Source organism: Halomarina oriensis (assembly GCF_009791395.1).
Lineage (GTDB): Archaea > Halobacteriota > Halobacteria > Halobacteriales > Haloarculaceae > Halomarina > Halomarina oriensis.
The window spans coordinates 50365-76776 of sequence record NZ_WSZK01000009.1; the positions used below are offsets into that span (position 1 = coordinate 50365).

The following is a 26412-nucleotide window of genomic DNA, read 5'->3' on the forward strand; positions in this document are numbered from 1 at the left end:
GAGGGCCGCCGTCGTGCGGCGCGGTGTCGTGGTATCAGATGCTTCAAGTACGTCTCGCGTGAGGAGCGAGTATGTACGAGCGCATCAAGGGGTTCCGTGACTTCTACCCCGCCGAGATGTCGCCACACCGTCAGACCGTCGACACGGTGGAGTCGGTGGCGGCACGCTACGGGTTCCGGGAGATAGCGACGCCCGCGCTGGAACACGCCGAACTGTGGACGGACAAGAGCGGCGACGACATCGTAGACGAACTGTACGCCTTCGAGGACCGGGGTGGCCGCCACGTCACGATGACGCCCGAACTCACCCCGACGGTCGCTCGGATGGTCGTCGCGAAGGGCCAGGAGCTCTCGAAGCCCATCAAGTGGGTCTCCACGCGGCCGTTCTGGCGCTACGAACAGGTCCAGCAGGGCCGGTTCCGCGAGTTCTACCAGACGAACGTCGACATCTTCGGCGCGTCCGCACCCGAGGCCGACGCCGAAATCCTCGCGTTCGCGGCGGACGCGCTGGTCGAACTCGGTCTGACGGCCGACGACTTCGAGTTCGAGGTCTCACACCGCGACATCCTCGGTGGACTGCTCGACTCGTTCGACCGGGAGGTCGACACCGAGGCCGCCATCCGCGCCGTCGACAAGCGTGAGACGGTCGAGACGGCGGAGTACTACGGACTGCTCGAAGACGCCGGGCTGACCTACGACGACGCTCAGCGCTTCGACGACCTGCTGGACACCGACGACCGGCAGGAACTCGTCGAGTTCGCGGGCACCGACCGGGTCCGGGGGGCCGTCGAGAACCTGGACGCGGTCCTCGACGCGGCCGAGGACTTCGGCGCGCGCGAGTACTGCACCGTCGCGCTCGACACCGCTCGCGGACTGGACTACTACACCGGCATCGTCTTCGAGTGCTTCGACACGACCGGCGAGGTCGGCCGCTCGGTGTTCGGCGGCGGCCGCTACGACGACCTCATCGAGGACTTCGGCGGTCAGCCGACCCCCGCCGTCGGCGTCGCACTGGGCGTGATGAACTCCACCCTGCCACTCCTGCTCCAGCGAGCGGGCGTCTGGCCCGAGGAGGCGCTGTCGACGGACTACTACGTCCTCGCTGTGGGTGACACGCGGAGCGAGGCGGGGCAGGTCGCCCGCGAACTCCGGTCGCGTGGGTTCGTCGTCGAGACGGACGTCGCCGACCGCGGGTTCGGCTCGCAACTGGGCTACGCCGACGGTATCAACGCCGAGACGGTGGTCGTCGTCGGCGAGCGTGACCTGGCGAACGGCGAGGTGACGGTCAAGGAGATGGCGAGCGGCGACGAGACGACAGCGCCGTTCGACGGGTTCCTCGACGAGGCCGAGCGACCGACGTACGACGACTTCGCCTGAGTCAGCGCGCAGATGAAACGTGCCTTCCGCGTCGCCTACGACGGCACGGCGTTTCGCGGCTTCCAGCGCCAACCCGACGCGCGGACCGTCGAGCGGACGCTGTTCGACGCGCTGGCGCGACTCGGCGTCTACGACGGCGAGCGGTTCAGACCGCCCGGCTACGCCGCCGCCGGTCGGACCGACGCGGGCGTCTCGGCGCTCGCCCAGACCGTCGCGTTCGACTGTCCGGCGTGGTGTACACCGCGAGCGGTCAACAGCGAACTCCCCGCCGACGTCCGGGCGTGGGCGAGCGCGGAGGTCCCCGAGGCGTTCCACGCGACCCACGACGCGACCGAACGGGAGTACACCTACCACCTCCACGCGCCCGACGCCGACGCCGAGCGGGCGCGTGAGGCGCTCGACCGACTCGCCGGGAGCCACGACTTCCACAACCTGACGCCCGACGACGCCGGCACCGAACGAACGCTCGACGCGGCGCTCTCGGCTGACGGGCCGTTCCTCGTCGTCGTCGTCCGCGCCGACGGCTTCCCGCGGTCGTTCGTGCGTCGACTGGCGACGCTCGTCGGCGCGGTCGGAACCGGCGTGCGTGCGCCCCCGTTCGTCGACCGGGTGCTCTCGGACGAACGGTTGGGCGGGGGCGACGCCGTCGGCGCTGCACCGCCCGAACCGCTCGTCCTCACGGACGTGACGTACCCGGACCTGGCCTTCGAGCGCGACGAGGACGCGGCCGAGAGCGCTCACGAAGTGTTCGAGACACGGCGTGTCGACCACGAGACGAGCGCTCGTGTCGCCGCGCGTCTCCGCGACGGCGTCGGCCCTCCGTGAGAACAGTTTTCACGACGGCGACGAAGGTTCGTCGATGACAGTTCCCTCCCACGCGGTGGTTCGATGAGCGCGGACTCCGCCGTCGTCTGGCACTGTGCGAAACTGGTGACGGCCGGTGTCGCGGTGGTCGCCGTCGCGGAGTTCGTCGGCGGTCTGCTGGCGGCGGTTCCGGTCCTCGGCCCGGTGTTGTTCGCTCTCGCACTCCTCGCGGGCCTGCTCGTCGGGTCGTACCTCGTGCTGGAGGCGCTCTGGGAACTCGTCGAGGCGGCGACGGCCGAGGCGGCCGACCGGTCGTCGAACTGACCGGTCAGTCCCACTCGTCGGGCCACAGCTCGGCCGCCCGCATCCCGCGTTCGGCGTCGGCCTCGCGTAACTGCTCGGCGAGCCGCTCCGCGTCGACCCGCTCGAACGCCGCCTCCCGGGTGAGTTCGGCGACGAGCAGCGCGGTCAGCATCGCGTGTTCGCGGACGTCCCGGACCTCGACCTTGTCGCGCGTGTCGGCGTGTGTGTGGCCCCAGCCACGGCCGCGCTCTGCACCCGCCGGTGGCTGGCTGTGGAGCTGGAGCGCCGGCACGCCCGCCCGGAGGAAGGGCCAGTGGTCGCTGTAGGGGTGGGGGGTCTCGGTGACGGCGAGCGGTTGGCCCGCGTCCTCGACGACCCGCTCGGCGAACGCGCGGACCTCGTCGTGGCCGTGGGCGTACGCCCGAAGGTTCCGGGCCCGGCCCGCGCCGTCGACGTTGACCACCGCCTTCACCGACAAGCGGTCGAGCGAGTCGGCCAGCGCCTCCGCACCCATCAGGCCCGTCTCCTCACAGCCGACGCCCGCGAGGCGGACGCGACAGTCGAGGTCCATCGCGGCCAGCAGGCGGGCGGCGGTCAGAACGGTCGTGATGCCACAGCCGTTGTCCTGTGCACCCTCGGCGATGTCGTGGGCGTCGAAGTGCGCGACGACGACCACCTCCTCGTCGGTGTCGGGGCCGAGCGTTCCGACGATGTTCCGACTCTCCCCTCGCTCGGTGGTCGCGCTCACGCGGACGGTGGCCTCCGCACCCATCGCGGCGTACTCGGTCAGCCAGTCGCCCGTCTCCGTCGAGACGCCGACGCCCGGCATCGCGGCCTCCGCGTCGAACCGAAGCGAGCCAGTGGGTGGGAGCTGGCCGGGGACGTGGTTGGCGAAGACGAACGCCTTCGCGCCCGCGGCAGCGGCGTGGCCGAACTTCTCCATCCGGTGGACGAACCGGCCCTTCTCCGGAGGCGTGTCGGTGCTGGCGACGGCGATACCGCCCGCGAGTTCGTCGCCCGCGTCGGCTATCTCGTCGGGCGTGCCGTAGCCCACGTCCACGAGCGGCCCGGTCACGTCGCCCGCAGCGGAGTACGGGAGGGCGATGGTCTCGAACGAGCGCTCGACCGGGTCACCGTCCCGTTCGGTGCGGACGGCGAGTTCGGCGTCGCCACGCGTCCAGCGGTTCATCTCGAACGGTTCGACGTCGGGGTCGGCTCCGACGTCGCACAGCGCGTCCGAGACGAGTTCGGCGGCCCGTCGCTCGCCGGGTGAGCCACCCATCCGGTCGCCGAGTTCGGTGAGTCGGGTGAGGAACTGCCAGGGGAAGTCGTCGCGCCACGCGCGTCCGAGCGCGGCGGCGGTGTCGTCGTCCATGGCGGCGGTTCGCACGTCGAGGTGAAAACTGTAGCACCCGGTCGCCGACGGTGACGCGGACGAGGGTCCGGCGTGTCCTCGTTCGAGGGTCGAAAAGCGCGTGACAGCGCGGTGAACCGACGGCGTTAACACCCGTGCCAGCAAGCCTCAGCCATGAGTTCGGTTCCCGAACGGGGGGAGATAGACGAGGAGTACAAGTGGAACCTCGCGGACCTCTACGAGGACGACGAGGCGTGGGAGGCCGCCTACGAGGACGCCGAGGCAGAAATCGAGGCGCTCGCGGCCTACGAGGGCGAGATGACCACGGACGCCGCGACGCTGCTGGCGACGCTCGAACAGCTCGAAGCGACGATGCGACTCGTCTCGAACGTCTACTCGTACGCGAGCATGCGGAGCGACGAGGACACCCGCGACCAGGAGTATCAGGCGTTCCAGGCGCGCGCCCAGTCGCTGTACGCGAGCGCGTCCTCGGCGTCGAGTTTCATGGAACCCGAGTTGCAGAGCGTCTCGCGGGAGACCATCGAGGAGTTCGTCGACGAAGAACCCGAACTGGCGGAGTACGACCACTACTTCGACGACGTGCTCCGGATGAAGCCCCACACGCGCTCGGCGGAGGTCGAGACCCTGCTCGCGGAGTTGAGCGAGGTGACCGGCGCGGCCGGCGAGGTGTACTCGATGCTGTCGAACGCCGACATGGAGTTCCCGAGCGTCGAAGGCCCCGACGGGGAGGAGGTCGAGGTCACGCAGTCGAACTTCACGAAGCATCTGAAGAACCCGGACCGCGAGTTCCGCCAGCGCGTCCACGAGTCGTTCTACGAGGAGTGGGGCGAGGTTCGCAACGCCGTCGGCGCGTCGTTCAAGAACAGCGTCAAGGCCGACGGCAAACTCGCACAGGCGCGGAACTACGAGACCGCACGACAGGCCGCGCTCGACGGCCCGAACGTCCCCGTCGAGGTGTACGACACGCTCGTCGAGACGGTCAACGACAACCTCGACGTGCTCCACGACCACGCCGACCTCAAACGGGAGGCGCTGGGCGTCGACGACCTCCAGATGTGGGACCTCTACGCGCCCATCGCGGGCGGTGAGAGCCCCGACGTGAGCTACGAGGAGGCCAGGGAGTACATCGTCGAGGCCGTCGCGCCGCTCGGCGAGGCGTACCAGGAGCGCCTCGCGGAGGGACTCGACTCGCGGTGGGTCGACGTCTACGAGAACACCGGCAAACGCTCGGGCGCGTACTCGGGTGGCACGTACGACAGCCAGCCGTTCATCCTGATGAACTACCAGGACGACATCGCGTCGATGTACACGCTGGCCCACGAACTCGGTCACTCGCTGCACTCCGACCGCACCAGCGACGAACAGCCCTACGTCTACTCGAACTACGAGATATTCGTGGCCGAGGTGGCCAGCACCGTCAACGAGACGCTGCTCACCCACCACCTGCTGGAGACGGTCGAGGACGAGCAGTTCCGCCGGCACGTCCTCGACGAGTACCTCGAACGGTTCCGCTCGACGCTGTTCCGTCAGACGATGTTCGCGGAGTTCGAACACCGCGCCCACGAGAAGAGCGAGGCCGGCGAGGCGCTCACCCCCGACGTGATGGACGAACTGTACGGCGACCTCAAGCGCACCTACTACGAGACGGCCGAGGTCGACGACGCCATCGCCCGCGAGTGGATGCGCATCCCGCACTTCTATCGCGCGTTCTACGTCTACCAGTACGCGACGGGCATCTCCGCGGCCGTCGCCATCGTCGACCGTATCCGAGACGAGGGAGAGGTGGCCGCCGAGGAGTACCGCCGCTTCCTCGAATCCGGTGCGCGCGAGTACCCGCTCGAACTGCTCCGTATCGCCGGCGTCGACATGACGACGCCCGACCCCGTCCAGTCGGCCATCGACACCTACGGCGAGTTCGTCGGCGAGATGCGGGACCTCGTCGTCGACTGACAGGACACCGGTCGACGGAGCCCGTCGGCTACCCAAAGTCACTTTTAGTTCAGACGCGTACCGGAAGTACCCACATGTCACGCAGCCCCTCGTTGCCGGATCGGCCCACGCTCGAACTCGATCCGGAGATGTCGCCGTCCGAGCGGCTCGACGCGCTGCGCCAGCACTTCGCTCGCCTCGTCGATGTCAACGAGAAGCTCTCCGACCAGATCGAGGCCGCGCAGTCCAAGCACGCGTCGCTCAGTGAGGACGTCGACTCCCTCCAGCGAGAGAACGAGACGCTGAAGAGCGCCGCGAGATACATCGCCACCGTCGAGGAGGTGGCCGACGACGAGGTCGTCCTCAAACAGCACGGGAACAACCAGGAGGTGCTCACCGAGACCGTCCCGCGCATCCAAGAGGAGGTCGAAGCCGGTGACCGCGTCGCCATCAACGACTCGTTCGCCATCCAGTCGGTCCTCAGCACCGAGACGGACTCGCGCGCCCAGGCGATGGAGGTCGACGGCAGCCCCGACGTCCGCTACGAGGACATCGGCGGCCTCGACGAGCAGATCCGCGAGGTTCGGGAGGCCGTCGAACAGCCGTTGCTCGCCCCCGAGCAGTTCGAGGAGGTCGGTATCGAACCGCCTGCGGGTGTCCTGCTCCACGGCCCGCCCGGCACGGGGAAGACGATGCTGGCGAAGGCCGTCGCCAACGAGACCGACGCGACGTTCATCAAGATGGCCGGCTCCGAACTCGTCCAGAAGTTCATCGGCGAGGGCGCACGCCTCGTCCGCGACCTCTTCGAGTTGGCCGGCGAACGCGAACCCGCGGTCATCTTCATCGACGAGATCGACGCCATCGCCTCGAAGCGGACGGACTCGAAGACCTCCGGCGACGCCGAGGTCCAGCGCACGATGATGCAACTGCTCTCGGAGATGGACGGCTTCGACGAACGCGGCGAGATTCGCATCATCGCCGCCACGAACCGCTTCGACATGCTCGACCGCGCCATCCTCCGGCCCGGTCGGTTCGACCGCCTCATCGAGGTCCCCGTCCCCGAACTGGAGGGCCGCAAGCGCATCCTGGACATCCACACCGCCGAGATGCCGCTGGCCGAGGACCTCGACCTGGACGCCGTCGCCGACCTGACCGACGGGTTCAGCGGCGCGGAACTCGCCAGTCTCACCACCGAGGCCGGGATGTTCGCCATCCGCGACGGCCGAACCACCGTCGAGATGCAGGACTTCGAGGACGCCCACGAGAAGGTCAGTGTCGACGGCGAGGACTCCGCCGGGACGCCGATCGCCTTCCAATAGCACCGTTTTCTTCGTTGGGTGCGCTCGCTCACCTCGTTCGCTCGCCCACCGCGCCTCGAAAACCCTGCACGAAAAAGCCGCTCGCTCGTTCGCTCGCGGTACAGCGCGCTGGTGACCCCACACCGCATAGCGCACAGCGTTCGTTCCTATCTCCTGTCTCAACCAGCCATGTGTCGCCGTCGCGCACCTCCCGCGATGCGAAAGGCGTTATTCCGCGCTCCCATTAGCGACGGCGATGGGAACGATTCGGGTCGTCTGGGGTACCGCCAGCGCACCGACGGAGATGTCGTCGTACGACGCCGCCCTCGCCGAGGCGGGTATCGAGAACTACAACCTCGTCTCGGTGTCGTCGGTCATCCCCAGCGGCGCACACGTCGAACGCGTCGGGACCGCACCGGACCTCGGACCGGTCGGCGAGCGGTTGACCGTCGTCGAAGGGCGTGTGACGGTCGAGGAGGGACCGGCCGCCGCGGGACTGGCGTGGGCGACGACCGAAGAGGGAACGGGGCTGTTCTACGAGGCGTCGGGGCGCGAGGCCGAGACGGTCCGCGAGGAGGTCCACGACGGACTGCGAGTGGGGATGAGTCTACGGGACTGGGAGTTCGTCGACGAGGGACGCGAGGTGGTCGAGGCCGACACGGGTGACGGCTACACTACCGCGCTGGTCCTCGCCGTGTACGGTCGAAGTACGCCGTTGCTCTGAGCGCGTCGAACCCCGAGCGTTTTATACCCCCGCTCCGCCTTCTTCTCCGCGAATGTACGGCAACGCACCGTACGCGGGGCAGCACGACGACACGCCGTCGCCGGAAGCCGTCGAGCGACTGCGCCGCGAGACCGAAGGAGTGGCCGCCCGGATTCGGGACCTCCTCCCCGACGAGTTCGTCGTCGGGTCCGACCTGCGAGAGGGACTGGAGGGGCCACAGGGAACCGTCGCCATCCAACCGCCAGTCGGTGACCTCGTCCGTGCCGGCGTCGCCGCGGACGCCACCGCCGAGGAGCGCACCGGACTGGCCCACGAACTCGCCGCCGGCGCTGCGATGCAGGTGAAACAGGCCGTCAACGACGTCTCGCCGACCGCCGGCTGACACGCCCGACGCTCTCCGTTCTCACCGCCGTCGGGCCTCGTCGCTCTCAGGTGAGCGGCCCATCGCCACTCAGAGCAGCGTCCCGCTCTGGAGCACCGAGACGAGCACCGTCACCGTCACCACGCTGAGGAGTGTCGAGACGAGGACGACCGAACTGGCGAACTCCGCGGCCGTCTCGGCGTCCTCGTCGCCGAACTCGACGAGCAGGATGAGCGGCGTCACTGCCGCCGGCGTCGCGGATTCGAGGACGAACACCGCCCCCACCGTGCCGTCGACGCCGAGACCGACCGTCTGGAGACCGATGGCGACCCCGATGGCGACGATAGGCGCGACGAGCAGTTTCAGTCCGGTCGACAGCGAGACGATGCCGAGCGACGACCGGACGTCGACGCCGACCAGCTGACTGCCGAGCATGACGAGCATCAGGGGGATGGCCGCGTTGCCGACGAGTTCGAGCGTCGACAGGAGCGTCCCGCCGTCGGGCGGGGTCAGACCGACGGCCCGGACGAGGATGGCGAGGGCGACGGCGTAGACGAGCGGAATCGTGAACACCTGTCTCAGTGCCGACCGGCCGACGTCGCCGCCGCTCCGGGCAGCGACGAAGACGCCGTGTGTGTAGATGATGAGGCTCTGGACGGCGAGGTAGAGCACGGCCGTCGCCCGGCCGACGTCGCCGAACGCGAACGCCGAGAGCGGGATGCCGTAGTTCCCACAGTTCGGGTAGACGCTCGTGAGGACGCTCGCGCTCCGGAGCGGTTCGTCGATACCGACGACTCGGACCACCACCTCCACGAGGAGCGTCATGGCGACGAAGAAACAGACGATGGCCACGCCGAGCGACAGCAGCGTCTCGCCGCCGATGTCCGTCGTCAGTAGACTGTGGAAGACGAGTGCGGGGGCGAAGACGTAGACGACGACGGTGTTCAGCGGGTCGACGTTCAGCCCCCGTACTCGGCCGAGGAGGAACCCGACGGCCGCGATGGCGACCACGGGGGCGATGGCGGAGGTGAAAATCGAGACCAGCGACACGTCCGGTGAGTCGCGTGTGGACGTTAGAAGCGTTCCGGGATGGCTCGGGTCGGCGAATAGGGGGGCTCGACGGCCCCTGGTCGAGCGTCGAGTCGTCCGACGCTCGACGCCGCAGTGGTTTCGGTCAGCGCTCGCCGTCCGCCGGCGCTCGGCCCGCGGGACTGTCGCCCTCGTCGGGTGGGTCCACGAACAGCGCGTACCCGACCATGCCGGTCGCCGGCAGGCTTCCGCCCGCCAGACCGAACATGAGCGACAGCGACGTCACGACGGCAGCACCCGTGCCGAGCACGAGCACCAGCGGAATCGCGGCTAACACGAGGTCGTGTCTGCTCGACGCTTCGCTCGCTGGCATGGTGAGTACCCGGTACGACGCCCTCCTAATTAATAGTAATTACCTGCGTGAGCAAGCGGTTCCACACCGGGAGAGTCGATAGGCCGTCGTTACTTCCCCCAGAACGGGTCGACCTTCCGGCGCTTGTCGAGGTACATCGACAGCGCCTCGCGTTCGTCGCCGGGGATGTCCTCTTTCAGTTCCTGTTCGAGTATCTTCGCGTGTTTCTCGGGCAGTTCCGCCCAGAGTTCGTCGCCCTCGTCTATCTGACGACCCACGGTCGGGCCGTCGATGGAGACGGAGACGCGTTCACCGGCACGGGCCTCGTCGACGTCCTCGCCCTGGCTCTGGATGGCTTTCAGGCTCCCGATGCGTTTGGGGTCGTTGCCCTGGAACTTCGCGGCGGGCGTGTTCCGTCGGAGGGTTCCCGAGAGGACTTCGACGCCGACGACGGCGGGGTTCGACTGGCGGAAGACGTGGTCTTCGAGGATGCGGAACCGACACGGACGGCGGATCTTGTCGAGGATGGCGTCCTGCTGCTCGCGCTCCATCTCGTCGACGAACGCCTCGTACTCGTCGATGAGCTGATAGATGACGTCGTCCTCGAACAGCCGGATGTTCCGGTCGCTCGCCTCGCGGCGGGCGTCCGGGAGCACGTCGACGTTGAACGCGAGGATGACCTCGTGTTTGGTCTCGTCGGCCGTCGACGCGACGGCGATGTCGCGCGGTGCGACGTCACCCACCTCGGCGCGGACGATGGGAATCTCGGCCTCGTCGAGCGCGTCGGCGATGGCTTCGAGCGACCCGAGCGTGTCGGCCTTGACGACGACGCCGTTCTCGGCGGTGTCGACCTCGATTTCGGCGAGTTCGGCTTCGACCTCCTCGATGACCGCCTCGACGGACTGGTTCCGGACGACCCGGACGGGTGCGCCCGCCAGCGCGTCGTCGAGGTCCGGAGCGGCGATCTTCACGCCGGCCGCGGCCGACACCTCGTCGACCTTCTCGAAGCGTTTCTCGGTGCGAATCTCCGCGAGCGGTTGTGGCTGGAGCAGGGCCCGGACGTCGGTGACGATGGGGTCGTTCTTCGCCCCGACGACGACGGTGTCGTCGGTCCGGATGGTGCCGTCGTAGAGCACCACGTCGAGCGTCGTCCCGAAGCCACGTTCCTCCTTGACTTCGAGAACCGTCCCCGACCCCGGTCCGGTGGTGTCGATGGACATGTCCTCTTTCATGTAGCGCTGGGAGAGGCCCATCAGCACGGCGAGCAGGTCGGGGACACCCTCGCCGGTCTCGGCGGAGACGGGGACGACGCCGATGTTGCCCCGGAAGTTCTGGACGCGCCAGTACATGTCCGCGGAGAAGCCGTTGTCCGAGAGTTCGCCGATGATCTCGTAGAGGTTCTGGTTGAGTCGCTGTTCGGCGCGGTCGGACTGGGCTTCGAGGGACTGCTGGATGGGGGTATCGGGCTGTGGGTTCCACCCCGGCGTCGTGTCGACCTTGTTCGCGGCGACGATGAACGGCGTCTGCGTTCGTTTGAGGATGTCGATGGCCTCCAGCGTCTGGGGCTGGAAGCCGTCGTTGACGTCCACGACGAGGACGGCGATGTCCGCGAGCGCACCGCCCCGCGAGCGGAGCGTCGAGAACGAGTGGTGGCCCGGCGTGTCGATGAACAGCAGGCCCGGCAGGTCGAAGTCGTCCGGGTCGACGAGTCGCCCGGCGATGTCCGAGATGGTCTCGAGGGGGACGGCCGTCGCCCCGATATGCTGGGTGATAGCTCCGGCCTCCCCGGAGGTGACCGCAGAGCCGCGAACCTTGTCCAGGAGGCTGGTCTTTCCGTGGTCGACGTGGCCGAGGACGGCGACGATAGGTGTCCGCAACCCGCCACCCGCGTCCATGGTGGTGTCGGAATCTGACATGGCGAAGAACTCTTGATGTGAAACTGCCGGTGACGGCGGTTAAGTCTTTCAGAAACGGTACACGACTCGGTCACACATCACACGGTGTGGTCGCGTCCGCTCCCGACTCACTCGACGGTGAACGACCCCTCCATCCCGATGGAGCGGTGGACGCTGCAGTAGTAGGCGTACTCGCCGGCCGTGTCGAACGTCTCGCTGAACGAGAATCCCGAGTCCTGGGTCTCCGACTCGCCGTTGGGCGACCCCTCGAACGACGCGCCGTCGGGCATCGACTCCGGGATGACGTTGTGACCGCCCATCGCGTACTCCCACGTCACCTCGCCGCCCTGGGCGAGCGTGAACGAGTCGGGGCTGTACCGGGCCGCTCCGTCGGCCCCGACGGTGACCGTCACCGACTCCTGTGGTTCGCTCTCGGTCGGCTCCGTGGTCGGTTCGGCGGTCGTCTCGCCGGCGTCATCCGTGGTCTCCATCCCTTCCGTGGTCGTCGCGGGGCCGTCGGTCGTCTCCTCGCCCATCGTGTCGGTCGTGGCCATCCCCTCGGTCGTTTCCCCGTTCATCCCTTCGGTCGTCTCCTGATCCATTCCTCCCGTCTCGGTGGTCGTGGTGGTCGAGTCGCCGTCGTCGCTGGCACAGCCGGCGAGGCCGACCGCACCGAGCAGTGCCGCCCGTCGGAGGAGGGTTCGTCTGTCCATAGCTTTCGAACTCTTCCGTACCGTATCAATGTTACCCGGATTCACACCCAAATCGGACGACGACGGTGGGCAGGAGAGCCGACGGGTGTCTGACGGGGACACGACCGTTTATGTGGGGTCGCTACCCAACAGGGGTATGGCCGAGCTACTCGCCGAGAACCTGTCGGGGAAGGACGTCATCGGCTCCGACGGGGCCACGCTTGGAGAGCTGTACAACATCACGATGGACCTGAAGACGGGCGAACTCCACGACCTCGTCGTCGACCCCGAGGAGGGCGTCCGCGACGTGGGCTTTCGGACCAACGACTTCGGTCGCTACCTCGTCCCCGTGGGGAACGTGCAGGCCGTCAAAGACCACATCGTCGTCCGCCGGTAGATGCGCGTCCTCGACTCGTCTGCGTTCATCCGCGGGTACGACGCCGACGGCCCGACCGCGTCGGTCCCGCGGGTCCGTGAAGAACTCAACGAGGAGTCGAGTCTCCGGTTCGACGCCGAGGCGGGCGCGGGGATGACCGTCCACGCGCCGAGTCCCGGTTCGGTCCGGACGGTCGAGAACGCGGCCGAACGGTCCGGCGACGCCCGTGAACTCTCCGAGACCGACTATCACCTCGTCGCCGCGGCGTTCGAGTTGGACGCGACGCTCGTCACCGACGACTACGCGATGCAGAACGTCGCCAGTCGCCTCGACGTCCCCGTCGAGACCATCGGCCGTGACGGCATCGAGGAGGAACGTGAGTGGCGCTGGCAGTGTTCCGGTTGCGGTCGGACCTTCGACGACGACGAGGGGCGCTGTCCCGTCTGTGGGAGCGACCTCTCGCGCAAGCGGTAGTCAGTCCTGCCGGTCGAGGCGTCGAATCCGGTCGTCACGAACTGTCGGACGACGGCCTCCTGTGTCGGTCCGTTCTCGTGGGCGAGGCGTTCGACGTCTCTCGCCAGGCCGTCCTCGCAGAGCAGGGTGTATCTCCGCACGTGTCTGTCTCTGTCGCACTCTCTCATACGTGCCAGTCAGACGAGCGTCCGCCACCGGTCGGACCGCGGTGTGACACAACTCATTACCGGTCTCAGAGTCCGCCGGTCGCCTGCCCGTACGCGAGGAGGAACTGTGTCGCGTTGTAGAGGCCGTGGACCAGCGCCGGGACGACGAGGTTCCCGGTGTACTCGTAGAGTGCTCCGAGATACACCGCGAGGAAGGTGATGATGGCGAGGGTGGCCACGACGCTCGTGGCCGACGCCCCGACCAGTCCGGGGACGTGGATGGACGCGAACAGGACGCTCGCGGTGAGGACGGCTCCGACCGGGCCGAACGACTCGCGCAACCAGCCCTGGACGACCCCACGGTAGAACAGTTCTTCGCCCGGACCGACCAGCACCAGCGAGAGGGGGACGAGCAACAACAGGAGCATCGGGTTCTCCATCCCGGCGGCGACGACGCCGCTCTCGGCCGCCGAGATGCCGAGCGCCTCGTAGACGACGCTGAAGGCGTAGAACGACCCGGTCAACAGGCCGTAGCCGAGGACGACGAGCGCGAGGTCACGCGCCGACGGCAGGTGGACGCGGAGCAGTTCCCAGCGGTCGGTGACGGCGAGGAAGTACAGGGAGCCACCGATGAACGCGACCCCCTGGATGGCGACGGTTCCGACGATCTGTGCCCGGAGGGGGTTGTTGAGGACTTCGATACCACCCACTCCGAGGAGGACGTCGAAGAACACCAGAACGATGTTGCCGAGCGCGTAGCCACCGATGGCGAGCAGGGTGGCCGCGAGGAGCGTGTCCTTGGCCGCGAGGTCGTCGGCGGTTCGCTCGCTCACTCTATCGCCCCGACCGAGACGCCGTTCATGCCCGCGATACGGCGACGCGGTGGTTATGTCTTGTGCGACCCTCGAACGCCGTGGCCGCTCACTCGACGAGCAGTCGCTGCTTCTCGGCGACGGCGTCGGCCTCCTCGAACTCGCCACCGCCGAGCAGGCCACGGGCCGCGCGTTTCCCCCACTCGACGGCCGGCTGGGTGAACGTCTCGACGCCCATCAGTTCGCCCGCGAGGACGCAGGCCGCCTCGTAGCCGTACAGCAGTTCGCCGACGCTCTCGGCGTCGAGACGGTCGATTTCGACACGGACGTTCGGCAGCCCCGCGGCAGCGAGGCTCGCTTCGGTCGCCTCGAACTCCGCGTCGAGCAGGTCGCCGAGCGTCGAGCCACCGAGGTACGACAGGCCCTCGACGTCCGTCTCGGGAATCGGAACCGCCGGATGCTCGCGGGGACGGACGAACGTCACCTGCTTGTCGTGGCGGCCGGCGCGGTAGAGCTGGAGCTGTGAGTGCTGGTCGGTCGCACCGAGCGCGCGCACGGGCGTCTGACCGAGGCCGTCTTTCCCGAGTGACTCCGCCCACAGTTGGGCGAACCACTCGGCGAAGAACTCCAGGTCCTCGCTGTAGGGCATGCAGACGTGTTGGGACGCACCGCGCTCCTCGAGCGCGTACGAAATCGCACCGAGCGCGTAGGCGGGGCAGTCGAACAGGCTACCCGAGAGCGACTCGCGGCCGGCCTGCCCACCGGCGAGCAGGCCCGACACGTCGTGTCCCTGGATGGCGGCGGGAACGAGTCCGACCGTCGAGAGCGCGGAGAACCGACCGGGAACGCCGTCGGGCACGTCGAGTGCGGGCAGGTCCTCCTCGTCGGCGAGCGTTCGGAGCGGACCGTCGGGACCGGTGGTGACGACGGTTCGCTCGGTCCAGTCGACGCCCTCGGCCTCGTAGGCGTCGCGGACGACGAGGAAGTTCGCCAGCGTCTCGGCGGTGGTTCCCGAACGCGAGACGACGTGGACCGCGGTGTCGGCCAGCGGCAGGTCGTCGAGGAGTCGGGCGGTCCGTCGCGGGTCCACGTTGTCGAGGACGAACGTCCCCGCACTGCCGGGGCCGAGCGCGCCCGAGACGGTGGCCGCGCCGAGCGCGCTCCCGCCGATACCGACGGTGAGGACGGCGTCCACGTCGATGTCGTCGAGCGGTTCGACGGCCGTCTCGATGACGTCGGCGTCGGTGTCCTCCGGGAGCGCGAGTGCGGCGTAGCCGAACTCCCGGTCGGTGATACCTCGCTCGATACGCTCGTGGGCGTCGGCGACCCGCTCGTCGAGTCGTTCCAGCGAGTCGCATGAGACGCCCGGTGTGGCCACCGACGAGAGCGCGTTCCCGATGTCGACGTACATGGTCGAGGCTCACTCGCCCGGCATATAAATCCGGCATCGTTAATCGGCCGCCGCCCGACCGGTACCCATGAGCGAGACGGCACAGGAGCGCTCGGACGAGGACGAGCGGTCGTACTCCGGTCTGTTCGGGGCGTTCCCCTACGCGTTCCGTACCAGCGACTCGCGGCTGTTCCGTGCTTACGTCGTCGTCGGAGGGCTGTTCGCCCTGCTGGTCACGCTGGTCTTCGCCCTCGCGCTGGTGACGCTGCTCGGCCAGACGGCCGGTGCGGGCGCGGGGACGTTCACGTTCTCCCGGTCGCTGTTCATCCTCGTCGGTCTCTTCGCCGTCGCGCCACTGGTCGCGCCCGTCCTGTTCGTCGCTCGCCAGCACCGACGCGACGCGGGGGAGACGCGCTACGACCTGACGATGGCCGGACTCGGCTTCCTGTTCCTGCTGTCGCTGTACGTCGCTACGGTCATCTCCATCCCGCCGGAGTTCGTCCTCGACGGCGAGACGGTCCAGCGTGGGACACCTTCGGGACTGTTCGCCCCGGTCATCGCCGTCCTCTACACGCTGCCGTCGGTGACGAGCGTCGTCCCGCCGACGCTGGTCGGTCTCTCCATCTACGTCGCCCACCGGCGACTGGGCTGAACGGCCGGAACGACACGACGAAGAGGGCCGAGACGCTATCTCGGCACATGACCGACGAGATGGGAGACCAGACCGAGAAGACCGGCCGATTTCTCGTCACGCACGCCGAGGACGACAGTGCGGTTCTGAAAGACGTCGACGACTCGCAGGTCCACACGCTGGCGGAGAACCCCGGTGTCGAGGCCGGGGACGTCCTCGACGCGACGGTGCGTGCCGTCCCGCCGATGGGGGTGTCGTGGTCGGTCGTCGCGGTCGACGAGCGACGGTCGCTCCGGGTCGAGCGGAGCGAGGAACCGCCGACCGCGCGGGAACGGGACCTCGCGGCCACTCAGGAGACCGGCGAGGTCAAGCGCGAGGAGCGTGCGGGGATGGGAGAGATTCACGTCATCAGCGTCCCGGACGAGCGGACCGACGAGGCCGTCGACGACGTGCTCGACGACGAGGCGACGCTGGTCCGAGCGGCCCGAATGGACGACGTGGTCCGGGTCGAGGTGCGGACCGAACCGGGCGTCGTCGCGGTTCGTTACCTGCCGTAACGCGTCGGCGTGCTACTGGCCGTCGCCGTCGCTCGCCGGCGAGGAAAGCACAGAACTGGTCGAACCGTGCGGGGCGTCACTTCATGCCGCGACTGGCGAGGTGGTACTCCATGACCGTCTCCATCCCGCCGATGTAGGCGGCGACGTCGACGCTCTCGATGTCGTACTCGCGTTCGCAGACCCGTTTGTGGCGCTGACACCACTCGTCGAGGAACGCCTCCTCGACACCGCACTCCTTGATGCGCTCGACGATGGACTCGAGGTCACCGGCCGGGTCGAGTTCGTCGGCGTTGACGACGTTGTCCTGGATGGCCTGGACGATGACGCCGGCGGAGTAGTCGCCCTCGGTGAGTTCGCGCTCCCAGGTCGTGACCCAGTTGCCGATGCGGGCCATCTTCTGGAGGTCCCACGTGAGGTCGCGGAGTGCCGAGAGGTCGTCGAGGGCGAACCCCGAGGAGAACATCAGGTCGATGTCGGTGTAGGGGAACAGCACCATGTTGTGCGCGTCGTAGGTCCGCGCACCCGTCGCGTTGGCGATGTGTGCGTTGTCGCTGACCAGTCGCGTGTACTCCATCGCGTTGAACCCCTGTCGGAGGTCGTACTCGAAGATGTCCTTGAACTCGCCGTACCGGGGGGCGGCCCGGAGGCTCTCGTCGATTCGTCCCCAGAGGTCCTCGATGAACGCCAGGACCTCCCCGTTCACACCCTCGCGTGAGGGGTCGACGGTGTCCGGGTCGCGGACGACGCGTCGGGCCTCCTCGAAGGTCACCTTGTCGTCGTGGGACTCGATGAGGTCGTCGAGCGTGGTGATGAACACCGTAAAGAGTGTCTTAACCTCTTTGACTTCGAGAAGGTCTCGGTCGTCGACCGACGAGAGCGTGAACGCGTCGAAGAGGCTGTGGATCCACTGCCAGAGGAACGTATCGCGGTCCGAGAGGACGCGTTCGTACTCGTCAACGACATCGAGGACGATATCGGGGAGTTCGACGGCGGTTACCTCTCCGATGAGGTCCGTCTGATCACGTCCGACGGGCAGGGAGGGTTGCTGTGGGGTGAGGTCGACCAGTTCGTGTGCCATGTTCAGCCCAATCTGTGGAATATGACTACGTAAAGCTTTGCATTAAACAGTCTTGGTAGTACAACATTCACGAAGTAGAGAACTTAACGTTCATACAATCGAGAATTATACCGGCAAAAGCAATGGATTCGTGCAGCCGGTGCCGAACGACTTAAGAAGTTGTAGTTGTGCTTGTTAATCGATGATTACGGGTCGGGTACAAAACGACAGGACGAACACCCCCCTACGTGTGCTCCACGTGGCTGGTGTTAACGAGACCGAAAACGACGTGAAAGGGCTGACTATCGACAGGGCGAGCGTTCCGGAGGCGCTCGACCGCGTCTCCGCGGGCACGCACGTAGACTGTGTGTTGGTCGACGGTGATCTCGACGAGACGACCAGCGCCGAAGCCGTCGATCGGCTTCGGACGGTCGACACCGAGGTTCCCATCGTCGTCCGCGTCGGCGACGACGTCACCACCGGCGACGTGCTGGCGGCCGGCGCGACCGACGTCGTCTCGAACGACGCTCCGCCCCGCCTGCTCCACCGGCGACTGGAGAACGCCGTCGGGACGCCGGACGCGGTGGACAGAGCGACCAAACGCGAGGCGCTCGCCACCCTCCGGCAGGCGGCGCTCGAAGGCGACAACCTCCCACGCCTGTTCGAGGAGGCCACCGCGCTCATCCAGGCGTCGCTCGGTATCGACCGGTGTGGGCTCCTCCAGTACCGCGCCGACGACGACGTGCTCTCGCTCGTCGCCGAGTCGGGGTGGCGCGGTCCGGAGACGCTCTCGGACGACGACTCCCTCGCACGGGCCGCCCTCGACGCGACGGGGACGGTCAGTGCGGACACCACCGTCGACGACGTCGCCGGCGGTATCGCGCTCGGCCTGGACCTCACGGACGGGCCGTGGGGTGTGCTCGTCGCGTACACCAGTCACGCACGCGAGTTCGGGACCGCAGAGCAGCAGTTGCTCGCACGCGTCGCCGACATCCTCGAACCAGTCATCGAGCGTGAACGTCGTCAGGAGGAACTCGAACGCTACGAGACCATCCTCGAGACCGTCGACGACGCGGTCTACTCGCTCGACCCCAACTTCCGGATGGAGTGGGTCAACGACGCCACCTCGGAGATGACCGGGTTCGCCCGCGAGGAACTCATCGGCGAACACTCCCAGAAACTCGCCGACGACGACGTCTTCGAGATGGTCGAAGCGCTCTCCGCCCAGATGCTCGAATCGGGCGACGACGTCGCCAGTGTCGACACCAACCTCGCCACGAAGGAGGGCGGGTCGATTCCCATCGAGACGCGCTTCTCGATGCTCGGGCGCCGCGACGGGTCCAACGGGTTCGTCGGCGTCGCGCGTGACATCACCGACCGCAAGCGCTACGAGCAGACACTCACCGCGCTCCACAGTTCGACGCGGGAACTGCTGACGGCCGAGGACCGACTGGACGTGAGCGACCTCATCGTCGAGACGGCCTCCGACGTGCTAGACCTCCAGGGCGTCGGTGTCTACCTCTTCGACGGCGACAAGGGTCGTCTCGACCCCGCCTCGTGGTCGCCCGAGATGACGGAACTCGTCGGCGACCTGCCGACCGTCGGCCCCGCGAACCCGGCGCTCGTCTGGCGCTCGTTCGTCGCCGGTGACCTGCTCAGCTACGGCGATATCCGCGAGGCCGAGTCGGTCTACGACGAGGAGACGGCGTTCCGTTCGGGACTCTACGTCCCGCTCGGTGAACACGGCGTCCTCTTCGCCGAGTCGACGACCGCCGATGCGTTCGACGACCAGACGACCGAGTTGGTCGACCTGCTGGCCGCGAGCGCCGAAGCGGCCCTCGACCGTGTCGAACGCGAGAACGAACTGCGCGAGCGCGACGAGGAACTCCGCGAACAGAACGCCCGGCTGACCGATCTGAAACAGACCAACGATATCATCCGGTCGGTCGACGCCGCCCTCGTGGGCGCGACCACGCGCGAGGAGATAGAGACCGCGGTCTGTGAACGACTCGTCACCGCCGACGAGTTCGGCTTCGCCTGGACCGCCGCCGTCGAGGACGGCGAACTCGTCTCGCGGGCGACCGCGGGCGACGAACGAGGCTACCTCGACAGCGTCGACCTCTCGCTGGGCGAGGAGTTCGCCGAACCCGCCGCCCGCGCCGCGGCGACCCGCGAACAGGTCGTCGTCAGCGAGGTGGCGACCGGCTTCCAGGACGAACCGTGGCGACGCACCGCCCTCTCGAACGACTACCTCTCGGTGCTCGCCGTCCCGCTGCTCCACGGCGACGTGCTCTACGGCGTGCTCGCCGTCTACGCCACCCAGCAGGACGCCTTCGACACGATGCGCCGCGAGGTGCTCGCGGAGTTCGGCGGCACCATCGCCAACGCCATCAACAACGTCGAGACCCGCCGGACGATGCTCGCCGACCGCGTGACGGAACTCGAACTCCAGATAGACGACGAGATGCCGCTGCGGTCGTTCGCCGAGGCCGCCGACTGTCGCCTCGAAATCGACGATATCGTCCACGAGTCCGGCAAGAGTACGCTCGTCTTCTGTAGTGCCCACGGCACCGACGCCGACGCGATTCGGGCGCTCGAAGACGAGTTCGTCGGTATCGAACACGTCGGCATCATCGCCGAGGACGACGACGCCATCCGCTGTGAGATGCGCCTGCAGCGGGACATCGTCGCCACCCACCTCGCGGACTGCGGCGCGGTGACGCGCTCGGTCCACGTCGACGAGACCGGTGCGCGCGTCGTCGTCGAACTCCCGCAGGACGCCGACGTCCGGGAGTTCGTCGAGGCCGTCCAGCGGCGCTACCCCGACACGGACCTGCTGGCCCGTCGCAACCGCTCGTCGTCGGCCCAGACCCGCCGCGACGTGCGTGCGGGTATCTCCGAACGCCTGACCGACCGCCAGCACGAGGTGCTGCGGACGGCGTTCGCCAGCGGCTTCTTCGAGTGGCCCCGCGACCGGACCGGTCAGGAGGTGGCCAACTCGCTGGACATCTCCCAGCCGACGTTCAACAAGCACCTCCGGGCGGCCGAGCGCAAACTGTTCTCGATGCTGCTCGAAGGGTAGCCCACCCCCTCCCGACTCCGACCCATCCCCGACCCGTCGTTCGTCGCTCGTCCCGTTCGTGAGTGGCGTCGTTTCCTCTCGTTTCGGCCGAGGAGCCGCTCGTCCGATTTCCGAAAAGGAACGCTTAACCACGGCCGATTCGCACCGTCGCCCATGTCTCGATTCGAGGTGTCGACTATCGACTACACTCGCTACAGCAACCGACAGCTCGTAGCGGTTCCCCTCCTCGTCCTGGGGTTGGCCCTCGCCGTCCTCGTCGGCTGGTACGCCATGACCGGCGCACCGGTCACGCCCGGCATCGCGTTCACGGGCGGCACCGAACTCCAGGTGTCGACCGACGCGTCACCGGCCGAGATCACGACGGCCTTCGAATCGCGGGTCCCCTACGAGGTCGAGTCGGTCCAGCAGGCCGGCAGCGGGAACTCCTATCTCGTCACCTTCCAGGCGACCGAGAACAGTGAGGTCAGAGAGATAACCAGTGCCGCCGACGAACTGGGCTACGGCGTCGAGTCGGTGAGTTCACGCTCGGCGTCGTTCTCCGCCGAGTCCCAGCAGCAGGCGCTCATCGGTATCGCCGTCGCGTTCCTCGGGATGAGCGTCCTCGTCTTCGCGCTGTTCCGGACGTTCGTCCCCTCCATCGCCGTCGTCGCCAGCGCGTTCTCGGACATCGTCATCCCGCTCGCGCTGATGAACCTCTTCGGCATCCGACTCACCTTGGGGACCGTCGCGGCCCTCCTGATGCTCATCGGGTACTCCGTCGACTCCGACCTCCTGCTCAACAACCACATCCTCCGGCGGTCGGGAGGCTTCTACGAGTCGACCTACCGCGCGATGCGTACCGGGGTGACGATGACCGTCACCTCCATCGTGGCGATGAGCGTGATGACGCTCGTCTCCTCGCGGTTCGTCTTCGGCATCCCGCTGCTCCCGGAGGTCGGTATCGTGCTCGTGTTCGGCCTCACCGCCGACCTGATGAACACCTACCTGCTCAACGTGAGCCTGCTTCGCTACTACAAGTACGAGGGAATCGCCAAATGAACCGCACTCGCATCCTGTCGGCTGCTCGCTGGCTCACGGGGACCACGAGGTGGTCCCTGTGAACGTACGGGACAACTGGCGGGTCGTCCTCCTCGTCGTGTTCGTCGTCCTCTCCAGCGTCGCGCTGTTCGCCCCGACGGGCGACTCCGCACCCGACTCGGCGGCCGCGTCGAATCAGCTGTCGGCCGCCCAGCAGGAGTCGAACGCCTCGAACGCCACCAACACCACGGTCACACGGACGGTCCAGACCGACGACGGGCCGACGAACCTGCGGTTCGGTCTCGAACTCTCCGGCGGGACGCGCATCCGTGCGCCGCTGGTCGGCATGACCGCCGAGGGCGTCGAGTTCTCGGCCGAGGAGGAGACGACCGTCGAGCGCGAGGTGGCCAGCGAACTGGGCGTCTCGGAACTCGACGTCGAGGCACGCGCCGAGACCAGTACCGTCGAACTGTTCACCCGGAACGCCACCACCGAGGAGTTCTCGAGTGCGCTCCAGGGGGTCGGCTACGACGTCTCGACCGGTGATATCCGCGACGGCGTGACCGAGCAGACGCTCGAAACGGCCGTCCAGGTCCTCGAGGACAAGATCAGCGGTGCGGGGTCGCTCCAGGGTGGTGACGTCGCCATCTCGCGGTCGGCCGACCAGAGCTTCGTCCTCGTCGAGGTGCCCGGCGCGACACGCGGCGAGGTGCTCGAACTCATCGGTGACCGCGGACAGGTCGTCGTCGTCGCGCACTTCCCCGGCGAGAACGGCACCTACCGCAACGTCCCGCTGTTCACGCAGGACGGTATCGCCGGTGTCGGGCAGGTCAGAGAGGACGAGAACGGCCAACCGGTCGTCCCGACGACGCTGACCACCGACGCCGCCCGGAACCTCACGAACGCGATGCAGCGCTTCGGGTTCACCGAGGAGGGTGTCAACGCCTGCCGAACTCGCCAGCCGTCGGACTCCGACGGCTACTGCCTCTACACCGTCCGCGGTGGGGGCGTCGTCGACGGCGAGATTCGGGGCGAGGTCGTCTACAAGGCCGGCATCCGGCCCAGCCTCGCACAGCTGTTCGCCAACGGCGACTTCGTGCAGGACCCGTCGTTCTCCACGAGCGCCCCCGACCGTGCGACGGCCCAGCAGCTGAAACTCGACCTGCAGGCCGGCGCGCTACCGACCGAACTCGACGTCGACAGCGGCACGAGCTACTACCTCCAGCCGACGCTCGCCGAGCGGTTCAAGACGTTCTCCGTCGTGACGGGGCTGGTCGCCATGGTCGCCGTCACGGGCGTCGTCTTCGCCCGTTACCGTCAACCGGGCGTCGCGCTGCCGATGGCGTTGACGGCGGCCGCCGAGGTGTACATCCTCCTCGGCTTCGCCGCCGCCGTCGGACTCGCGCTGGACCTCTCGCACATCGCGGGGTTCATCGCCGTCATCGGGACGGGGGTGGACGACCTGGTCATCATCGCCGACGAGATCCTCCAGAGCGGGGACGTGAAGACCGGCCGCGTCTTCGAGTCACGGTTCCGCAAGGCGTTCTGGGTCATCGGAGCGGCCGCCGCGACGACCATCATCGCGCTGAGTCCGCTCGCAGTGCTGTCGCTCGGTGACCTGCAAGGGTTCGCCATCGTCACCATCGTCGGCGTCCTCGTGGGGGTCCTCGTCACACGACCGGCGTACGGCGACATTCTCAGGAGCGTCGTGCTCGACTGAGTGAATCGAGAGAACCGTCCGTTCGTCCGTCGCGTCAGCGGGACCAAGAGTTCGTGTGGACGCGAGCAGGCTATGTCAGAGGCACGGGAGTAGCCCGCGTCCACTACCTGAGCGTTGAAGTGTGATGATAAAGGCGTTTGGAGAAGTCAGTTACTCATAGCAGTCTGACATCAGTCCAGTACGGTCCACTCGACGACCTGGAGGTCCTCGTCGACGACGTGATGCAGGGTGTCTCCGTCCAGTTCGATATCGACCTGAACCCGTAGAGGGTCTTCCGAGCGGACCGTCGTCGTCCACTCGCCGTCGACGATCATTCCGGCGCTGGGTTTCGGTCTGCCGTGCCGTTCGAAGTACGTCGCCGTCGCGTGGTGTAGAAACGCGACCATATCCACGCGTGGAAGGGCGAACCACGAACAGCGGAGACACGAAAGGTGTGCGAAGACGGTGTCCTCGTCGACGCCCATCTCCCCTCGGTCGCTCCCGGACACCGTCCGAGCGACCCCGCTCGAACAGTACGGACAGATTCCGGCGAACATCGAGCGCAGGTCGGTGTAGTTCCTCGTGAACGCCGCTTCGACGAGTTGCTGAACGTCATCGGGATCGAACGCGTTTGGTGAGAGCGGGTAACGGAACCAGCGCACGCTACAGCCGTTGCAGCGGACGATGAACCGACCGTCGAGATAGGACGCCTGCAGTAGTCCGTCGCACTCCGCGCATCGCTCGCCGAACGGCGTCGGTTCGACGGTCGGTCGGTCCCGCTCGAACCGCCCCGAAGCGACCGCCTGGTACGCCCGGATGCCGGAGATAGTCAGTCGGTAGCCCTCGTCGACCGGGTCGACGAACCGGCCGCGGAGTCGCTTGAGGTGGTAGCTGAGGTTCCCGGTGTCCCCGGTGGCGAGTCGGTCACGAATCGTCGAGTACGGGAGTGCCGCGTCCTCGCCGCCCCCGCCGGCGTCGCCGAGCACCTCGACGATAGCCAACCGCGTCTCGTCGGCCAGTATCGACAGCGACGCCTCCATCCGACTGCGTGGTGCCGGGTCGTCGCTCGCGGCCCGCCGTCGCCGGGGTGTCGCCCCCGACCGGTGGGGTCGTTCCCCGTCGACCGACCAGTCGACGACCTCGAGGTGTTCGTCGAGGAGGAACCGGATGGTGTCGCCGTCGTGCGTGATCTCGACGCGGGCACGGAGCGGGTCCTCCGAGTGGACGGTGACGGTCCACTCGCTGTCGAGTTTCACGTCCATGTACTGCTCCGACAGCCCTCGTTCGTCGTAGAACGTCGTCGTCGCGTGGTGGTGGAGCGCGACCATCTCGGCCGTGACGTGGTTGAACCAGCCACACGACCGGCACGACAGGTAGGCGAACAGGTCCCAGTCGTCGTTGTTCGTCCCGACACGGTCCTCCGGGGAGAACGTTCGTTCGACGGCCCCGGAGCAGTACGGGCAGATGCCTCTGAGCATCGTCCACGTGTCGATGTGACAGGTCCACATGCTCACGTCGAGCAGCGACTGTGCGTCGGACTCGTCGACCGCGTTGGGCGAGATGGGGTAGCGCTGGTAGACGACGTCACACGTCGGACACCTGACGAAGAAACGCCCCTGCTCGTAGGAGACGGTCATCGGGTCGCCACACGTCTCACAGTCGTGTTCCAGTTCGACCGGTTCGACGGACGGCCGCTCCCCGTCGAACGCCCCCGAGACCAGGGCCTGATACACTCTGATGCCGGGGAGGGTCAGGCGGTAGCCGTCGTCGGTCCGTTCGACGAACCGACCACGAAGCTGACGCAGGTGGTAGTTGAGCTTCCCCGAATCGACCCCGCCCAGCGCCTCCTGCACCGTCGAGTGGGAGAGCGTGGCGTACTCGCCACCGCCGCTCGCGTTTCCGATGGCTTCGACGACGCCCAGTCGCGTCTCGTTGGCCAGCAGCGAGAACGGGTTCGCCGCCTCGTCGCCACACATGGTTCGCCAGTCGTCGCTGCGTCTGATGACCGTTACGACCCACCGCTGCCGTTGACCGCCCACTCGACGACCTGGAGATCCTCGTCGACGACGTGTCGGAGGGTGTCGCCATCCGCACCGTCGGGGCGAGTCGTCACGACCACTCGGAGCGGATCCGTCTCGCGGACCTCCGTCTCGCGGTCGCTCGCGGCTTCCGGCCGGGTCGGCGGTGTGACCGCCCGCTCCTCGTAGAACACCGTCGCCGCGTGGTGGCGGTCCACGACCGCTCCGAGGGTCGGTCGCCTGGACCAGCCACAGAGGGTACAGCGGAGGTCCGCGACGGCGTCGGCCCCCTCGTTCGTGACGGCGGCCGCCGAGAGGTCACGGTCCACGTACCCGGAGCAGTACGGACAGAGACCGAACCACATCGAGCGGAGGTCCGCCCTCGCCCTCCCGATACAGGCCGCGAGGAGGTCCGCGGGCGACGCCGGGTCGAACGCGTTCGGCGGGAGCGGCGAGCGGTGGACGCACCTCTCGCAGGTCGGACAGCGAACCTCGGCCCGGCCGTCGCGGTAGGCGACTCGGAGGCGGTCCGCACACTCCCCGCACCGTCGCTCGACGGGCGTCGGGTCGACCACCGGTCGTTCGTCGTGGAACGCCCCGGCGGAGATGGCCTGGTACACCCGGATACCGGCCGTGGACAGTCGGTAGCCGTCGTCGGTCCGCCTGACGAATCGGTTCCGGAGCTTTCGCAGGTGGTAGTTGAGGTTCCCCCGCGCACTCTCCGGGAGCGCCGCGCGGACGTCCGAGTACGATAGCTTCGCGTACCGGCCGCCGTCGGTGGCGTCACCGAGTGCCTCGACGACGCCCAGTCGCGTCTCGTCGGCCAGTAGCGAGAACGGCCCCTCGCCGCTTCGCATCGAGGGCCGTCGACGGGCGTCCGCTGCGCGGTGAGTGTACCGAGCGTCCGGGCCGTTCGCCGTCGACGCTCCAGTCGAGGACGGTCAGGTCGTCGTCGACGACGTGGCGGATGCTGTCGCCCGGCGTCCCCGGTTCCGGTCGTAGGTGGCTTCGACGT

24 protein-coding genes are annotated in these 26412 nt (G+C 67.7%); 14 read left to right on the forward strand and 10 right to left on the reverse strand.

Translation table 11 applies throughout. From position 1 onward, the window contains the following. Window positions 1-71: 71 nt before the first annotated feature. The 3 genes from hisS (at window position 72) to GQS65_RS04165 (ending at window position 2504) form a co-directional block, all read left to right on the forward strand. Window positions 72-1376 (forward strand): histidine--tRNA ligase, encoded by a 1305-nt coding sequence (hisS, locus tag GQS65_RS04155; RefSeq protein WP_158203416.1) that lies wholly within the window; start codon window positions 72-74, stop codon window positions 1374-1376. A 12-nt stretch (window positions 1377-1388) separates the two neighbouring features. Then, complete coding sequence (gene truA / locus GQS65_RS04160; RefSeq protein ID WP_158203417.1) at window positions 1389-2201, forward strand: tRNA pseudouridine(38-40) synthase TruA; 813 nt, start codon at window positions 1389-1391, stop codon at window positions 2199-2201. Window positions 2202-2264: 63 nt separating this feature from the next. Then, window positions 2265-2504: a hypothetical protein gene (locus GQS65_RS04165; RefSeq protein WP_158203418.1), complete on the forward strand. Its 240-nt coding sequence runs from the start codon at window positions 2265-2267 to the stop codon at window positions 2502-2504. 4 nt (window positions 2505-2508) lie between these two features. On the opposite strand, the gene GQS65_RS04170 is transcribed toward GQS65_RS04165, so the two are convergent. Next, window positions 2509-3858 carry a M28 family metallopeptidase gene (locus GQS65_RS04170; RefSeq protein WP_158203419.1) on the reverse strand — a complete coding sequence of 450 codons (1350 nt, stop codon included), beginning with the start codon at window positions 3856-3858 and terminating at the stop codon, window positions 2509-2511. A gap of 153 nt (window positions 3859-4011) precedes the next feature. Here GQS65_RS04170 and pepF point away from each other — a divergent pair, with 153 nt between their 5' ends. The 4 genes from pepF (at window position 4012) to GQS65_RS04190 (ending at window position 8191) form a co-directional block, all read left to right on the forward strand. After that, window positions 4012-5808, forward strand: a complete 1797-nt coding sequence (gene pepF / locus GQS65_RS04175; RefSeq protein ID WP_158203420.1) for an oligoendopeptidase F — start codon at window positions 4012-4014, stop codon at window positions 5806-5808. Window positions 5809-5882: 74 nt separating this feature from the next. Further along, window positions 5883-7106 carry a proteasome-activating nucleotidase Pan2 gene (gene pan2 / locus GQS65_RS04180; RefSeq protein WP_158203421.1) on the forward strand — a complete coding sequence of 408 codons (1224 nt, stop codon included), beginning with the start codon at window positions 5883-5885 and terminating at the stop codon, window positions 7104-7106. Between the two features lie 235 nt (window positions 7107-7341). Continuing rightward, window positions 7342-7809 (forward strand): pyruvoyl-dependent arginine decarboxylase, encoded by a 468-nt coding sequence (locus GQS65_RS04185; RefSeq protein WP_158203422.1) that lies wholly within the window; start codon window positions 7342-7344, stop codon window positions 7807-7809. Between the two features lie 52 nt (window positions 7810-7861). Further along, window positions 7862-8191, forward strand: coding sequence for a DUF5811 family protein (locus GQS65_RS04190; protein ID WP_158203423.1), 330 nt, complete (start codon window positions 7862-7864; stop codon window positions 8189-8191). Between the two features lie 69 nt (window positions 8192-8260). Here the strand turns inward: GQS65_RS04190 and GQS65_RS04195 are convergent, their stop codons facing one another. The 4 genes from GQS65_RS04195 to GQS65_RS04210 all read right to left on the reverse strand — a co-directional run bounded on the left by GQS65_RS04195 (window position 8261) and on the right by GQS65_RS04210 (window position 12159). Further along, window positions 8261-9220, reverse strand: coding sequence for an AEC family transporter (locus GQS65_RS04195; RefSeq protein WP_368279814.1), 960 nt, complete (start codon window positions 9218-9220; stop codon window positions 8261-8263). Between the two features lie 124 nt (window positions 9221-9344). Then, window positions 9345-9572, reverse strand: coding sequence for a hypothetical protein (locus GQS65_RS04200; protein ID WP_158203424.1), 228 nt, complete (start codon window positions 9570-9572; stop codon window positions 9345-9347). An 89-nt stretch (window positions 9573-9661) separates the two neighbouring features. Further along, window positions 9662-11467 (reverse strand): translation initiation factor IF-2, encoded by a 1806-nt coding sequence (gene infB / locus GQS65_RS04205; RefSeq protein ID WP_158203425.1) that lies wholly within the window; start codon window positions 11465-11467, stop codon window positions 9662-9664. Between the two features lie 107 nt (window positions 11468-11574). Then, window positions 11575-12159, reverse strand: a complete 585-nt coding sequence (locus GQS65_RS04210; protein ID WP_233265017.1) for a plastocyanin/azurin family copper-binding protein — start codon at window positions 12157-12159, stop codon at window positions 11575-11577. Window positions 12160-12295: 136 nt separating this feature from the next. Between GQS65_RS04210 and GQS65_RS04215 the strand changes: the two genes are divergently transcribed. Together GQS65_RS04215 and GQS65_RS04220 are read left to right on the forward strand one after the other, a co-directional pair. Further along, window positions 12296-12535 (forward strand): PRC-barrel domain-containing protein, encoded by a 240-nt coding sequence (locus GQS65_RS04215; RefSeq protein WP_158203426.1) that lies wholly within the window; start codon window positions 12296-12298, stop codon window positions 12533-12535. Beyond that, the gene (locus GQS65_RS04220) at window positions 12536-12988 is read left to right on the forward strand and encodes an NOB1 family endonuclease (protein WP_158203427.1); all 453 of its coding nucleotides are present in this window, start codon (window positions 12536-12538) and stop codon (window positions 12986-12988) included. It begins immediately after the preceding gene. Window positions 12989-13220: 232 nt separating this feature from the next. On the opposite strand, the gene GQS65_RS22070 is transcribed toward GQS65_RS04220, so the two are convergent. Beyond that, window positions 13221-13967, reverse strand: coding sequence for a CPBP family intramembrane glutamic endopeptidase (locus tag GQS65_RS22070; RefSeq protein ID WP_158203428.1), 747 nt, complete (start codon window positions 13965-13967; stop codon window positions 13221-13223). A gap of 88 nt (window positions 13968-14055) precedes the next feature. Then, the gene (locus tag GQS65_RS04230) at window positions 14056-15357 is read right to left on the reverse strand and encodes a glucose-6-phosphate isomerase (protein WP_158203429.1); all 1302 of its coding nucleotides are present in this window, start codon (window positions 15355-15357) and stop codon (window positions 14056-14058) included. A gap of 67 nt (window positions 15358-15424) precedes the next feature. Between GQS65_RS04230 and GQS65_RS04235 the strand changes: the two genes are divergently transcribed. After that, entirely contained in the window at window positions 15425-15988 is a 564-nt protein-coding gene (locus GQS65_RS04235) for a hypothetical protein (RefSeq protein ID WP_158203430.1), read from the forward strand. Between the two features lie 47 nt (window positions 15989-16035). Then, a complete protein-coding gene (locus GQS65_RS04240) occupies window positions 16036-16524 on the forward strand; it encodes a DUF5812 family protein (protein ID WP_233265018.1) in 489 nt (162 codons plus the stop codon). Between the two features lie 76 nt (window positions 16525-16600). Here the strand turns inward: GQS65_RS04240 and GQS65_RS04245 are convergent, their stop codons facing one another. Further along, the gene (locus tag GQS65_RS04245; protein ID WP_233265019.1) at window positions 16601-17602 is read right to left on the reverse strand and encodes a hypothetical protein; all 1002 of its coding nucleotides are present in this window, start codon (window positions 17600-17602) and stop codon (window positions 16601-16603) included. A gap of 238 nt (window positions 17603-17840) precedes the next feature. Between GQS65_RS04245 and GQS65_RS04250 the strand changes: the two genes are divergently transcribed. The 3 genes from GQS65_RS04250 (at window position 17841) to GQS65_RS04260 (ending at window position 23400) form a co-directional block, all read left to right on the forward strand. Further along, the gene (locus tag GQS65_RS04250; RefSeq protein ID WP_158203431.1) at window positions 17841-20663 is read left to right on the forward strand and encodes a bacterio-opsin activator domain-containing protein; all 2823 of its coding nucleotides are present in this window, start codon (window positions 17841-17843) and stop codon (window positions 20661-20663) included. Window positions 20664-20816: 153 nt separating this feature from the next. Next, window positions 20817-21701, forward strand: a complete 885-nt coding sequence (secF, locus tag GQS65_RS04255) for a protein translocase subunit SecF (protein WP_158203432.1) — start codon at window positions 20817-20819, stop codon at window positions 21699-21701. Window positions 21702-21759: 58 nt separating this feature from the next. Next, a complete protein-coding gene (locus tag GQS65_RS04260) occupies window positions 21760-23400 on the forward strand; it encodes a preprotein translocase subunit SecD (RefSeq protein ID WP_368279817.1) in 1641 nt (546 codons plus the stop codon). A 170-nt stretch (window positions 23401-23570) separates the two neighbouring features. Here GQS65_RS04260 and GQS65_RS04265 read toward each other — a convergent pair whose 3' ends face one another. Together GQS65_RS04265 and GQS65_RS04270 are read right to left on the reverse strand one after the other, a co-directional pair. After that, a complete protein-coding gene (locus tag GQS65_RS04265; protein WP_158203433.1) occupies window positions 23571-25355 on the reverse strand; it encodes a DUF7351 domain-containing protein in 1785 nt (594 codons plus the stop codon). Window positions 25356-25387: 32 nt separating this feature from the next. Continuing rightward, the gene (locus GQS65_RS04270) at window positions 25388-26254 is read right to left on the reverse strand and encodes a DUF7351 domain-containing protein (RefSeq protein WP_158203434.1); all 867 of its coding nucleotides are present in this window, start codon (window positions 26252-26254) and stop codon (window positions 25388-25390) included. Window positions 26255-26412 lie beyond the last annotated feature (158 nt).